11 protein-coding genes and 1 riboswitch are annotated in these 12,994 nt (G+C 68.5%); of the genes, 5 read left to right on the forward strand and 6 right to left on the reverse strand.

All coding sequences use genetic code 11. The annotated features are described in order from the left end of the window. Positions 1-21 precede the first annotated feature (21 nt). On the reverse strand, positions 22-1,605 hold the full coding sequence (locus AC1DDH_RS15550; RefSeq protein WP_476850358.1) for an aminopeptidase P family protein: 1,584 nt from the start codon (positions 1,603-1,605) through the stop codon (positions 22-24). A gap of 123 nt (positions 1,606-1,728) precedes the next feature. On the opposite strand from AC1DDH_RS15550, the gene AC1DDH_RS15555 reads away from it, so the two are divergent. Beyond that, on the forward strand, positions 1,729-2,574 hold the full coding sequence (locus AC1DDH_RS15555; protein WP_476955770.1) for a PHP domain-containing protein: 846 nt from the start codon (positions 1,729-1,731) through the stop codon (positions 2,572-2,574). A 155-nt stretch (positions 2,575-2,729) separates the two neighbouring features. Here AC1DDH_RS15555 and AC1DDH_RS15560 read toward each other — a convergent pair whose 3' ends face one another. The 3 genes from AC1DDH_RS15560 to AC1DDH_RS15570 form a co-directional block, all read right to left on the reverse strand. Beyond that, complete coding sequence (locus AC1DDH_RS15560; RefSeq protein WP_223913905.1) at positions 2,730-3,602, reverse strand: DNA-methyltransferase; 873 nt, start codon at positions 3,600-3,602, stop codon at positions 2,730-2,732. A gap of 8 nt (positions 3,603-3,610) precedes the next feature. After that, a complete protein-coding gene (locus tag AC1DDH_RS15565; RefSeq protein WP_476855773.1) occupies positions 3,611-5,374 on the reverse strand; it encodes a DEAD/DEAH box helicase in 1,764 nt (587 codons plus the stop codon). A gap of 382 nt (positions 5,375-5,756) precedes the next feature. After that, entirely contained in the window at positions 5,757-7,250 is a 1,494-nt protein-coding gene (locus AC1DDH_RS15570; RefSeq protein WP_223913907.1) for an RNB domain-containing ribonuclease, read from the reverse strand. A gap of 38 nt (positions 7,251-7,288) precedes the next feature. Here AC1DDH_RS15570 and AC1DDH_RS15575 point away from each other — a divergent pair, with 38 nt between their 5' ends. Then, complete coding sequence (locus tag AC1DDH_RS15575; RefSeq protein WP_230008586.1) at positions 7,289-7,963, forward strand: ferritin-like fold-containing protein; 675 nt, start codon at positions 7,289-7,291, stop codon at positions 7,961-7,963. Positions 7,964-8,000: 37 nt separating this feature from the next. On the opposite strand, the gene thiE is transcribed toward AC1DDH_RS15575, so the two are convergent. Next, positions 8,001-8,699 carry a thiamine phosphate synthase gene (gene thiE, locus AC1DDH_RS15580; protein ID WP_476850362.1) on the reverse strand — a complete coding sequence of 233 codons (699 nt, stop codon included), beginning with the start codon at positions 8,697-8,699 and terminating at the stop codon, positions 8,001-8,003. A gap of 26 nt (positions 8,700-8,725) precedes the next feature. Next, a riboswitch (TPP riboswitch) is annotated at positions 8,726-8,846 on the forward strand. On the opposite strand from thiE, the gene thiO reads away from it, so the two are divergent. From thiO to AC1DDH_RS15595, 3 genes are all read left to right on the forward strand, one after another. After that, entirely contained in the window at positions 8,840-10,150 is a 1,311-nt protein-coding gene (gene thiO / locus AC1DDH_RS15585; protein WP_476955771.1) for a glycine oxidase ThiO, read from the forward strand. (Overlaps the previous riboswitch by 7 nt.) Further along, complete coding sequence (gene thiS / locus AC1DDH_RS15590; RefSeq protein ID WP_476850364.1) at positions 10,147-10,383, forward strand: sulfur carrier protein ThiS; 237 nt, start codon at positions 10,147-10,149, stop codon at positions 10,381-10,383. The genes thiO and thiS overlap by 4 nt, the downstream gene beginning before the upstream one ends. Before the next feature lie 5 nt (positions 10,384-10,388). Beyond that, complete coding sequence (locus AC1DDH_RS15595; protein ID WP_476850365.1) at positions 10,389-11,213, forward strand: thiazole synthase; 825 nt, start codon at positions 10,389-10,391, stop codon at positions 11,211-11,213. Positions 11,214-12,168: 955 nt separating this feature from the next. Here AC1DDH_RS15595 and AC1DDH_RS15600 read toward each other — a convergent pair. Then, positions 12,169-12,994: HNH endonuclease signature motif containing protein (locus AC1DDH_RS15600; RefSeq protein ID WP_476955772.1), on the reverse strand; the 826-nt coding region annotated here is incomplete at its 5' end.

Here is a 12,994-nt window from a genome sequence, read left to right on the forward strand (position 1 = left end):
CTTGTTTACTGCCTGGCTGACCTACGGCGTCTGGCCGTCCGCTTCCAGGTAGATGCCCGCCATCCAGGACTCGACGTCGTCGGCCTTGCGCGGCAGTGCGGCGCTGAGGTTGACCGGGCCGTCGGCCGTCATGAGAATGTCGTCCTCGATCCGGACGCCGATGCCGCGGTATTCCTCGGGGATGCCGATGTCCTCGTTCTTGAAGTACAGGCCGGGTTCGATCGTGAACACCATGCCGGGTGTGAGCACGCCGTCGAGGTAGAGTTCCCGCTTCGCCTGGGCGCAGTCGTGGACGTCGAGGCCGAGGTGGTGGCTGGTGCCGTGCGGCATCCACCGGCGGTGCTGCTGGCCCTCGGTGCTCACGGCTTCCTCGACGGAGACGGGCAGGAGGCCCCATTCGGCGAGCCGCTCGGCCAGCACCGTGGTGGCTGCGGTGTGGATGTCCCGGAACTTCGTGCCCGGCTGGGCAGCGGCAAAGCCGGCGTCGGCGGCGTCGAGCACTGCCTCGTAGACCTTGCGCTGGACCTCGGAGAACTTGCCGTTGGCCGGCAGGGTGCGGGTGATGTCCGCGGTGTAGAGGGAGTCGGCCTCGACTCCGGCGTCCAGGAGCAGCAGTTCGCCGGCGTTGATCTTGCCGGTGTTCCGGGTCCAGTGCAGCACGGTGGCGTTGTTGCCGGAGGCGGCGATGGTGTCGTAGCCGAGCTCGTTGCCTTCTTCGCGGGCCCGGGCGAAGAACGCCCCTTCCACGACGCGCTCGCCGCGGTGGTGGGTCAGCGCCCGCGGGATCGCCTTGACCACCTCGGTGAAGCCGGCCACGGTGGCGGCGACGGCGATCTTCATCTGTTCGATTTCCCACTCGTCCTTGAGCAGGCGCAGTTCCGAGAGGGCCTCTGTGAGTTTCTCGTCCAGGGCGTCGAGCACACTCAGGTCGAGGTTGTCGGGGTCCTTGGCCGTGTTGTAGCGGGCAGTGTCGACGAGGGCATCAATGTTCTCGTCAACCTTGCGGACCAGCCTGATGGATATTCCGCCGATCTCCGGCGCACCGACATTCTTGGTGATGGCGAGTTCAAGTTCGGCGATGTCGGCCGTGTCCAGTCCCAGCTTGGCCTTGAACTCGGCCAGGGTCGGGCGTGCGCCGATCCAGAACTCCCCGGAGCGGGAATCGGCGTAGAACTGCTCGGTGTCGCGGCCGGCCAACGGGCGGAAGTACAGCGTGGCGTGGTGGTTTCCGCCGTCGTCGCCGGTGCCCTCCGCGACCGGTTCCAGGATCAGGACCGCATCAGGTTCGTGGTCCAGGCCGAGGCCGGTGAGGTGCGCGAAGGCGGAGTGCGGCCGGAAGCGGTAGTCGCAGTCGTTCGAGCGGACCTTCAGCGGGCCGGCGGGGATGACCAGGCGTTCACCTTTGAACTGGCCTGAGATGGAGCGGCGCCGGCCTGCGGCGTGGCCCGCGACGGCATCCCGCTCGGGGAGCTGTTGCGAGGCCGGCGCCCAGTTGCTGGCCATGAAGGCCTTGAAGGCGTCGGAGCTGGGCCGCTGCGAGCGGTTGTTGACGCGCTCTTCGAGGGGCTGGGAAGCGGAGACTAGGGTGTTATCTGCATCGTTCACCGTCCCATAGTCTCACCAGCGCCGCGGCTTAGGCCAACGGCGCGCTCGCGCTGCAGGGCCGCTGCCGGGCCCCGGCACTACGGGGCAGAGGCTTTGGATCCTGCCATCTACTAGGCTGGTGAGGTGAGGATCGACCTGCATGCGCACTCCAACGTTTCCGACGGCACCCAGGCGCCGGCCGGTGTCATGGAGTCCGCCGCCGCCGCGGGCCTCGACGTCGTCGCCCTGACCGATCACGATTCCACTGCCGGGTGGGCGGAGGCCGCCGTCGCCGCCCGGAAAGCCGGGGTCGCGCTGGTCCCGGGGATGGAGATCTCCTGCCGCACCGCGGAAGGCATCAGCGTTCACCTGCTCAGCTACCTCCACGACCCCGCGCATCCCGGACTGCTTGAGGAAATCACCAAGTCCAAGGACGCCCGGCACACGAGGGCGCAGAAGATGGTCACCCTTTTGTCGGAGGACTACCCGCTGACATGGGACGACGTGATTCACCACGTCGCGCCGGGGGCCACCCTGGGTCGCCCCCACATCGCCGACGCGCTCGTCGCGGCCGGTGTGGTGGAAGACCGGGCCGAGGCTTTTGGTTCCATCCTCACAGCACGCTCGCGCTACTGGGTCCAGCACTATGCGCCGGAGCCGGCGCTCGCCGTCGAACTGGTCCGTGCAGCCGGGGGCGTCCCGGTGTTCGCCCACCCAGTTGCATCCGCCCGCGGCCGGATCGTGGGGGAGGGGACCTACCGGGAGATGATCGACGCCGGCCTGGCCGGCCTGGAAATCTACCACCGGGACAACCCCGAGGAGGGCCGGACGTTCCTGCGCCGCATCGCCGAACGCTATGGCCTGCTGATCACAGGGTCCTCCGATTACCACGGCGCGGGAAAGCCGAACCTGCTGGGCGAGAATCTGACCTCCGCAGAAGTCTTGGCCCGGATCGAGGAACTGGGCACGGGCTCGTCCGTGGTGCGCTGAGACCCAGTCCGCTGAGACCCTGGACCCGTGTTGAGCTATCACTTAGCCTCCCTATGAGGCCCCCCCAGGACCCGAATAGCCGCCACAAGTGTTAGCGCAACGGGCGGGCACGGCGGGGCGTGGTGAGGGCGGCGGGGCGTGGTGAGGGCGGCGGGTCAGAGGGTCGGGAAAGACGTGAACTGCGCCTGCGCGGCCAGGCGTTTGGCCATCACGTCGATGGCTGGCTGGTTCTGGTCCACGCACACGAACCTGCGGTCGAGTTTCGCGGCCACGGACCCGAGCGTGCCGGAACCTGCGAAGAAGTCCAGGCACCAGTCGCCCGGCCGGCTCGAGGCCGCAACCACGCGGCGGATCAGCCCCTCCGGCTTCTGCGTCGGGTAGCCGGTTTTCTCCTTGCCGGTCGGCGAAACGATCGTGTGCCACCACACGTCCGTGGGCAGCTTGCCGAGCTCGCGCTTGGCGGGGGTCACCAGTCCGGGCGCCATGTAGGGCTCACGGTCCACCTCGGCGCTGTCGAAGTGGTACTTCGCCGGGTTCTTGACGTAGACGAGGATGTTGTCGTGCTTGGTGGGCCAGCGGTACTTGGCCCGTGCACCGTAGTCGTACGCCCAGATGATCTCGTTCAGGAAGCATTCGCGGCCGAAGATCGCGTCCAGCATGACCTTTGCGTAGTGCACCTCGCGGTAGTCCAGGTGCAGGTACAGGGTGCCGTCGTCGGCCAGGAGCCGCCAGGCCTCCACGAGCCGGGGCTCGAGGAAGGACCAGTAGTCGCTGAACGCGTCGTCGTACTTGTGCAGCGCGCCCTTGATGGTGTCGTAGGACCGGCCCTTGAACCCGACGCGGTCACCCTCGCCGCCGGCGTTGAGCACCATCCTGGTTTCCTGGCGCCGCTGGACCCGGCCGGTGTTGAAGGGCGGGTCCACGTAAATCAGTGTGAAGGCGCCGTCCGGCAGCGTGGGGAGGTATTCCGCGTTGTCCGCGTGAACCACCAGGTTGCTGCCGTCCGGCGCCCAGACGGTGTCAGTCATGGAGGGGATTAGGCCTCGGCGCCGCTCGGCTGTGCGTCGCCGCCGGCCACTACCTCGCCGTTGCGGCGGCGGGTGCGGGTCCGGCGCCGGGCACGGGTCGCCCGGTCCACCTCGGTGGGGGCCTTCGCCGGCGCGGCGGCAGCAGCTTCCGGTCCCTGTCCGTTCGCAGTGGACGCCGTGGCGGCATCGGCCTCGGCGGGACGGCGACGGCGGTCGCCGGAGCGTCCGCCGGCTTCGGTGCCGCTGCGGCGCGAGTCACGTCCGCCGGTCCGGCTGCCCTCGCGGGCACCGTCACGGCTGCTCGTGCGGCTGCCTTCACGGGCGCCGTCACGGCTGCTCGTGCGGCTGCCGTCCTTTGCGCCGTCCTTTGCGCTGGTGCGCGAGTTCTTCTTGCCGGTCTCGCCGAGGTCTTCGAGGACCTCCGCGTCGACCCCGGCCAGCACACGCTTGTCGCGCGGCAGCCGGCCCTTGGTGCCTGCGGGGATGTCGAGTTCCTCGAACAGGTGGGGCGAGGACGAGTAGGTTTCCACGGGCTCGGGGTAGCTCAGGCCGAGGGCCTTGTTGATGAGCCCCCAGCGCGGCATGTCGTCCCAGTCGACAAACGTCACGGCGGTGCCCTTGTTGCCGGCACGGCCGGTGCGGCCCACGCGGTGCAGGTAGATCTTCTCGTCTTCGACGCACTGGTAGTTGATCACGTGGGTGACGTCGTCGACGTCGATTCCGCGGGCGGCGACGTCGGTGGCAACGAGGACGTCCACCTTGTTGTTGCGGAAGGCGCGCAGCGCCTGTTCGCGGGCGCCCTGCCCGAGGTCACCGTGGATGGCGGCCGCAGCAAAACCGCGGTCCACCAGTTCCTCGGCCACCTTCGCGGCGGTGCGCTTGGTCTTGGTGAAGATGATGGTCCGGCCGCGTCCGCGGGCCTGCAGGATGCGGGCCACCACTTCCACCTTGTCCATGCTGTGGGCACGGTAGATCAGCTGGCGGATATCGCGCTTGGTCAGGCCCTCGTCGTCCGGGTCCGCGGCGCGGATGTGTGTCGGCTGGGTCATGTAGCGGCGGGCCATGGCGATGACCGGGCCGGGCATGGTGGCGGAGAACAGGAGCGTCTGGCGGACCGCGGGCGTGCCGGCGATCAGGGTCTCGACGTCCGGCAGGAACCCGAGGTCCAGCATCTCGTCGGCTTCGTCGAGGATAACGATCTTGACGTTCTTCAGGCTCAGGTGCTTCTGCTTGAAGAGGTCGATCAGGCGGCCGGGGGTACCGACGACAACCTCGACGCCGTTCTGCAGCGCCTCGACCTGCGGCTCGTAAGCGCGGCCACCGTAGATGGTGGCGATGCGGGCGTTGCGCTTCTTGGCGGCGTTTTCGAGGTCTTTGGCTACCTGGACGGCCAGCTCGCGGGTGGGCACGATCACCAGGGCCTGCGGGGCGCCGGGAACGGCCAGTTTGTCGAAGCCGGCGTCGTCGCGGCCGACGACGCGCTGCAGCGCCGGGATGCCGAAGCCGAGGGTCTTGCCAGTACCGGTCTTGGCCTGGCCGATGATGTCATGCCCTGCCAGTGCGACCGGCAGGGTCATGGCCTGGATCGGGAAGGGGTGGGTGATGCCGGCGTCGGCCAGGGACTCCACGATGTCGGCACGGACATTGAAGTCGGCAAAGGTCTTCTCGGCAATCTCGTGCGGCTTTTCGTCCGAGATGATGGTCTCTTCGGGCTCGATGGTCTCCGTGCCGGACTCATCGGTCAGAAGCTGGTGCGTGTGCAATTCACTCACAGGGGAGTTTCCTTATTCATTTTGGGCTGCGCTGCTTGCTCAACGGGGCCGGCCGTGGTGGCCGTTCCGGAGCACGCTCAGGCGCGCAAGCAATTCCAGTGGAAGCCGATCGCGGGCTATCTAAATGCTGGCACTGGGGACCAGCGGGTGTATCTCAAGATCGCGTAGGGGCGGGCTTGTTGAATTCGAAAATCATGGAAATCAACGACCGGGCATCCATTTCTACCTCTTCAGTCTAGCTGTACAAGGCGTGGATCCTCGACTGGGCGGGTGATTGCGCCTCGGGAGGTGACCGGGAGGGCGGCCGGCAGCGCTGGCTGGCGACGGCGTGGGGACGGCGTGAGGACGGCCAGCGGGCCGTCAACGGACCGATAGCCGGCCGTCAGCCCACGAGCTCCAACTGGATTTCCCGCGTGGCGATGTCCGAGGACACCACCCGGACCCGGACTTTGGTGCCCGGTTCCAGCTCGCCGGGGCAGCGTGCGGTCACGGCGGGCTCGGCGATCTGGACGATCCCGGACGGGCCGTTTCCGTTGCCGTTGGTCTTCCCGCCGTTGCCGTTGCTGGTGCCGTTGGTGCCCTTGGCCGGCTTGGGACCGGAGATGACGACAGCGTCGAATTCCTGGCCGACGTGGTTGACGAGCAGCGCCGCCTCAACGGTGTCCAGCGACAGCCGCTCCAGTTTCGCGGCCAGCTGGTCCGAGGTGCCCATGATGGCGGGGAGGGACGGCAGCGCCTCCCGGGCCCAGGCAGGAACTTCGGTGCCGTTGCTCAGGGCCTCGCAGATTACCAGCACGAAGCGGTCGACCAGCCGCCGCAGCGGTGCCGTGGAATGGGCGTACGCGGCGCCGATGGCGGACTGGACGGCGGCGTTGGGCACTGTGCCGTCGAAGGGTGTGTATCCGGCACCGCGGAAGAGCATCCCGGCCGAATGCACAATGGCCAGCTGCCGGGGGTCCGTCGGGTCAAGGGTCCGCAGGTACTCGCCGTAGCGCATTTCCCCGTCCCAGGGCTTGCCGAGGGCGTGGGTCTGCCGGTGGAAGTGGCGCAGTGATGCCTCGTCCGGGGCGGGCATGGTGCGCAGGATGCCGACTTTGCCCTGGAGCATGAGCGCCGCGGCTGCCATCCCGGTCATGAGTGAAATCTGGGCGTTCCAGTCCTCCACCGGCAGCGGCGGGGCCGCTACGATCCGGTAGCCGCCGTCGGGCAGTTGCTGGATCTCCTGTTCCGGCATGTTCAGGCTCGCGCCGCCGCGCAGTCGTTCCAGTTCCACCCGTTTGAGGCCTACTTCTTTCAGCAGCTGCAGCACGGGCGCCGCGGTGCCGGCGTCGAGCTCGGCCTGGACGCCTTTGTAGTTGAGCTTCGCGCGGCTGCGGACCTGTGCCCGGCGCACGAGGACCGAGGCGACCTCTGCCGCGGCGTCGAGCTCGAACTCCCAGACGAACGCCGCGCACAGCTGCCCGGCGAGCAGACTGCCGGCGGCCTCGCTGATAATCTCCGGATGCAGCGGAATCCGGCCGTCCGGGGTGTAGAAGGTCTGGCCGCGGCGCCGGGTCTCGGCGTCCAGCGCCCCGCCCGGGGCGACAAAGGAGGGGACGTCGGCGATGGCGTAGAAGACCTTGTAGCCGCCGTTGCTCCGTTCGATAAACAGGGCCTGGTCCAGGTCGGTGGACGATGCCGGATCGATAGTCACGAACTCGACGTGCGTGAGGTCAAGGTCCGGGAGCTTGTGCTCGGCCACCGCCGCCTCCGCGTCGCGCAGCACATCCTCGGGGAACGGGCCGGGCAGTTCCAGCGTGGTGCGCAACGCCTTGAGTGCCCCGGCAAGCTGGTTCTGCTGCTCGTGGACACTGGGGGTCAGGCGATGATGTGACACGAAAATCAGGGTAGCCCGATTTCCGCTATTAGTCTTGGATGATGAGCGCAACTGCGGACGATCCTGCCCTCTACAACAGCTTCCTTGCCGACCTGCTGGGAGTCTTGGCGTACGGCGAGCTTTCCGCCTTCGAGCGGCTGTCCTCGAGTGCCCGGTATTCGCCCACGCTGCATGACCGTGCGTTGCTGGGCAGGATGGCGGTGGTCGAGTTCCAGCATTACGAACTCGTCCGAATCCGGCTCGAACACATGGGCCTGGATACGGAGGCCGCCATGCTGCCGTTCCAGCCCTCGGTGGACCACTTCCACGAACGCACGCGCCCGTCGGACTGGTACGAGGCCCTCATGAAGGCCTACGTGATCGACACGGTCGCCGCGGACTTTTACGGCGTCGTGGGCCGGTACGTCGACGCCGCGACCCGTGAGTTGATCGGGCAGGTCCGCTCCACCGGTGAGTCCACGGCCGTGCTGCAGGCGCGCATCAAGGCGGCCCTGGCCGATGACCCCCGGCTGGCGTCGCGCCTGGCGTTGTGGGCCAGGCGTCTGCTGGGGGAAGTGCTGAACCACGCCCAGCGTGTCAGCGCCGAGCACGCGTTCCTCGGCGGACTGTCAGGGCTGGACGACGCCGGCGCCCGGGCGCTGGTCAACGGCCTGGCGGCCGAACTCGCAGCGAACCACGCGCGCCGGATGACGGAGCTGGGTCTCGCCGGATAGATTCAGTGCCGGCCGGCATTACGGGCTGGGGACCTGCTTAGGATGCGGCGGCGTCCAGCGCCGCCAGCAAGGCTCCGGCGGCGTGGGCCGGATCAGTGGCGTCGGTGATCGCCCGGACCACGACGATCCGCCGGGCACCGGCATCGACTACCTGCTCCACGTTACTGAGGTCGATCCCGCCGATTGCGAACCACGGCAGCACGCTTTCGTCGACCTTGCCGGTTCCCTCCGCGTCCGCCCCGCCGATCGCCTGGGCGGCGTAGCGCACCAGATCGAGGCCGACGGCGGCGCGTCCGGGCTTGGTGGGCGTCGCCCACACGGGGCCCACACAGAAATAATCGAGCCCTTTGCGGCCTGGCGCGGCAGCGATGGCGGCGTCCACCTGCTTCGGGCTGTGGGTGGACAGGCCGATCACGGCATCCTTGCCGAGAAAGCCGCGGGCGGCGTCGAGCGAAATGTCCTTCTGACCGACATGGAACACCGGAGCCCCGGACAGGGAGGCGATGTCCGCCCGGTCATTGACGGCCCACAGCCGCCCGTGGCGCTGCGCCGCGGTGTGCAGGACCTCCAGCAGTTCCAGCTCCTCGGAGGCCTCGAGCGACTTGTCGCGCAACTGGATGATGTCCACGCCGCCGGCGAAGGCGGCGTCCACAAAGTCCTCGAAGTCGCCGCGGTCCCTGCGGGCGTCGGTGCAGAGATAGAGGCGGGCGGTGGTGTGGAGGGGGTCCTGGCTCATGGGACCAGCCTAGTTCCTCTAAACTGGGCGCATACCGCGGGAGCCCGCAGCAGCCATGTCGCCGCTGCCCGGCTGAGAGGGCGTCAGAGCCGACCGCTTGACCTGATCCGGCTAGTACCGGCGTAGGGAAGGAATTCTTCATGGGCACACGAGCCGGCCGTGCGGCCGGAGCCGCAAATGACGCCGACGCCCAGGTTTGTGACACGGGGCCCGGTACCGCAGAGGGAATCATCGCGGGGGATACGACTGCCGACGTGGCCGTGATCGGCGGCGGGGTGATCGGCCATGGCATCGCGTTCGAGGCCATCCGCTCGGGCCGATCCGTGGTCCTGATCGATGATGCTCCCGGCAGCGGAGCCAGCTGGGCCGCGGCCGGCATGCTGGCCCCCGTGAGTGAACTGCACTACCAGGAGGAACAGCTCCTGGAACTGATGCTTGAGGCCTCCCGGTTGTGGCCAGGATTCGCTGCGGCTCTAGACGCCGGTGCCGCCGGCGCGGATTCGCCGGCAGGTACCGGCTACTTAACGACGCCGACCCTGGCGGTGGGGGCCGACGCGGCGGACCGGCGCGCGCTCGCGGACTTGAGGGAAGTCCAGAAGGCATGCGGCCTGGCCGTGGAGCCACTGACAGTGCGCGAGGCGCGCACCCGGGAGCCCCTCCTGAGTCCCGGCATCTCGTGTGCCTTCGACATCCCGGCCGACCACCAGGTGGACCCCCGCCTGCTGATCACCCGGCTCGCCGGCGTGCTCGGTGCGGAAGGCGGCAGCTTCGTCCGGCGGCGCGCGGCAGGACTGCTGTGGCAGGACGGACAGGTGGCGGGTGTGCGGTTGGCCGGCGGCGGTACCGTGCGGGCTGCCGAGACCGTGGTCGCCAACGGGCTCGGCGCCGCCGCGCTCGAGGAGCTACCGGCCGGGCTGGCGCTGCCGCTGCGGCCCGTCTACGGCGACATCCTCCGGCTCCGCGTGCCTCCGCATCTGCAACCGCTGCTCACGGCCACCGTGCGGGGCATGGTGCGCGGCATCCCGGTGTACATCGTCCCCCGCCAGGACGGCACCGTGGTGATCGGGGCCACCCAGCGGGAGGATGGACCGTCGGATCCGCACGCAGTTTCCGCCGGCGGCATTTACCAGCTGCTGCGGGATGCCCAGCAGCTGGTGCCTGCGGTCGCCGAGCTGGAGCTTTTGGAAGCCACGGCGCGGGCGCGGCCCGGAACCCCGGACAATGCCCCGCTGCTGGGGCGGGTCGCACAAGCGGACGGCGGCGACGTCCCGGGACTCATTATCGCCACAGGATTCTTCCGGCACGGCGTCCTGCTGACCCCCGCCGCTGCCGCCGTGTGCCGGCAACTCATGGATTTCACGCCGGACCCGCGCTGGGCCGGGTTCCGCCCCGACCGTTTTTCCCGCATCCCGGTTACGTCCGGGGACAGCCCTAAGAAGGAAGCAGCATGAACATCCGACTTAACGGAACGGATCAGAGCGTCGCCGACGGCGCCTCCGTCTCCGCACTCGTCAGCCAGCTCACTGGCCGGAGCATCGGCCCCGACGGCCGCGCCGCCGACGGGCGGAAGCTCGGTGTCGCCGTCGCCCGCAACGCCGAAGTGGTGCCGCGCAGCCAGTGGCACGCCACGGCGCTCGCCGACGGCGACGACGTCGAACTTGTCACGGCAGTCCAAGGAGGATGACCAGCATGAACGAGACGACGTTCGCAGGAGCACAGGCCGTCCCCATGACCGGTGCGGTGGCCGATCCGTTCGTGGTCGACGGCGTAAGGCTCGGCTCCCGCCTCATCATGGGAACCGGCGGTGCGCCGAGCCTGGACGGGCTCGGGGCGGCGCTGGTGGCGTCCGGGACGGAGCTGACCACGGTGGCGATACGCCGCTATTCGCCGGCGGAGACGGGCTCGCTGTTCCAGCTGCTCGAGGACCATCAGATCCGGGTACTGCCCAACACGGCAGGCTGCTTCACCGCCAAGGACGCCGTCCTTACCGCCGAGCTGGCGCGGGAGGCCCTGGAAACGGACTGGGTCAAGCTCGAAGTCATTGCCGACGAGCACACACTGCTGCCGGACGCCGTCGAACTCGTGGACGCAACCGAACAGCTCGTGGCCCGAGGCTTCAAGGTCTTCGCCTACACGAACGACGACCCCGTGCTTGCCCTCCGGCTCGAAAACCTCGGCGCGACGGCCGTGATGCCGTTGGGCGCCCCGATCGGCACCGGACTGGGCATCCTGAACCCGCACAACATCGAGCTGATCGTCTCGCGCGCGTCCGTGCCCGTGGTGCTGGATGCCGGGATCGGCACGGCCTCGGACGCTGCCCTGGCGATGGAACTCGGCTGCGACGCCGTGCTGTTGGCTACGGCGGTGACCCGTGCGCAGAATCCGGTGCTCATGGGCGAGGCCTTCAAACATGCCGTCATCGCCGGCAGGCTGGCGAAAGCGGCCGGCAGGATCCCGCGGCGGGAACACGCACTGGCGTCCTCGGCAATGGAAGGCCGGGCCGAGTTCCTCTAACGCCCGCTCGGCCGGCGGGGCTGATCTGGTTGCGCCGGCCGGACCTCCTGATCACCCTTGCTCTTGATGACGCGCCGGCGCGATCATCGGTAGGCCCGGCCCGGTCCGGCCCGGCCGGGTCGACGTGCGGCGGGGACGAACCGGGTATGCCGTCGGTCCGCATCCGGATGGTCCACAGTCCTCGTGGATCACGTGGTTGTGCGAGTACGCAGGGTCCCATTAGCGCGCTGGTGAAACTTTCACGAAGAATGGCGTTGCCACTTCTTTGCCTTTCCAGCTGCCCTTTTCGAGGTCAGGTGCCATCCCTTGCAGCCTCCGCATGGGTATACGCTCGCGGGCAACTTGCCCCCAGATGACGAGCCCTGCCGGATGATTTCCTTGAGCGCGCGGTTCGCGTGCCAGGGGGTGGAGTAGGTGATCTTGGTGCAGCTTGCCATCGAGCGAAACCCTTCTTGAAAGAGTACGCGCGTGGCTCATATCCACACTTGAGCGCCACCTAACAGTGGCGTCCCAGGTTCCACATGATTGTGTCGTTCAAGGCACAAACTATCGCAGCCCTAACTGCGTTGCAATCGTGAGTCTTCGGCGCAAGATTCTCTGAGGAATAACCACCGCTCCCAGAGCTCTTATTATCGACCTGTCCCGTTGTCCAGCCCAGTGGTTCCGGCGCGGAACTACTACGTGATTGGGTGGGCTTCGCCCCCGGACGCGGAGAGATTCGGCCGGTGTCCAGGACCTGGCCCTCGCCGCCGAGGACGACGGGGATCATGTCGAAGTCGCAGCCGATATTGCGCGCGGTGGAGGCGGTGACGTGTCGGCGGGACTAGCCGTAAGCGCCGCGGGGCGCTACTGGTGGGGGCGGAAGTATCTGTTCCACCCGGCCGTCCGGGCCGCTGCCGTTCGACCCCCACGGTGACCCGGCCGTCAGGGCTTCTGTCACGCGGCGGCCACGGGGTCACTCCAGGCGGAAGTAGGTGTTCCGTCGGGGTGTCTGGGCTGGGTCGAGGTGGGGTGGCGGGATGAACCAGGGTATGCCGGTGCGCATCTGGATGCTCCAGTGTTCCTTGTGGATCACGTGGTGGTGCTGGGAGCAGAGCAGGGTTCCGTTGCCGGTTCCGGTGGTTCCGCCGCGGGACCAGTAGGTGATGTGGTGGGCCTCGCACCAGGGGGCCGGGATGGTGCATTGCGGGAAGGCGCAGCCCCGGTCCCGGGCCGTGATGGCCTTGCGGATGTGGGGCGGGAAGATGCGGGAGGCGCGGCCGATGTCCAGGACCTGGCCCTCGCCGCCGAGGACGACGGGGATGATGTCGGCGTCGCAGGCGATTTTGCGGATGGTGCCTGCGGTGACGGGGCCGGTGAACAGCAGCGTCCCGGTGCCGTGCTGTGCGGTGTTGGCAGGGGCGCTTGCTTCGGCGGGAGTCGTCCCGAGCCGGGTGAGCAGGTCGCGGTAGTCGATGGTGGCCATGACCTGGGGCCGGAGTCCGCCCGCGGCGGGCAGCCCTCCGGTGGCGAGGGCCGCCTTGCACGCGCCGACCAGGCCGTCGAGCAGCTTCTGCGGCCGGGAGCGGAGGTCCAGAACCGGCAGCGACGGGTCCTCTCGCGTGGCGGGCTCCGCAGCCGGGCCTGGCGCACCCGCCGCCGCGGACCCGTCACCCGGTCCGGTGGCGGTGCCCTGGCCGGTGTCTGGGCCGGTGCGGGGGTTGGTGGCGGTGTTCATCACGGTGATCAGGTGTTCGAACTGGTCCGTGGTGGCGAAGATTTCCAGGTGCTGCAGGCCGTGC

Source organism: Arthrobacter sp. 10T425 (assembly GCF_056393985.1).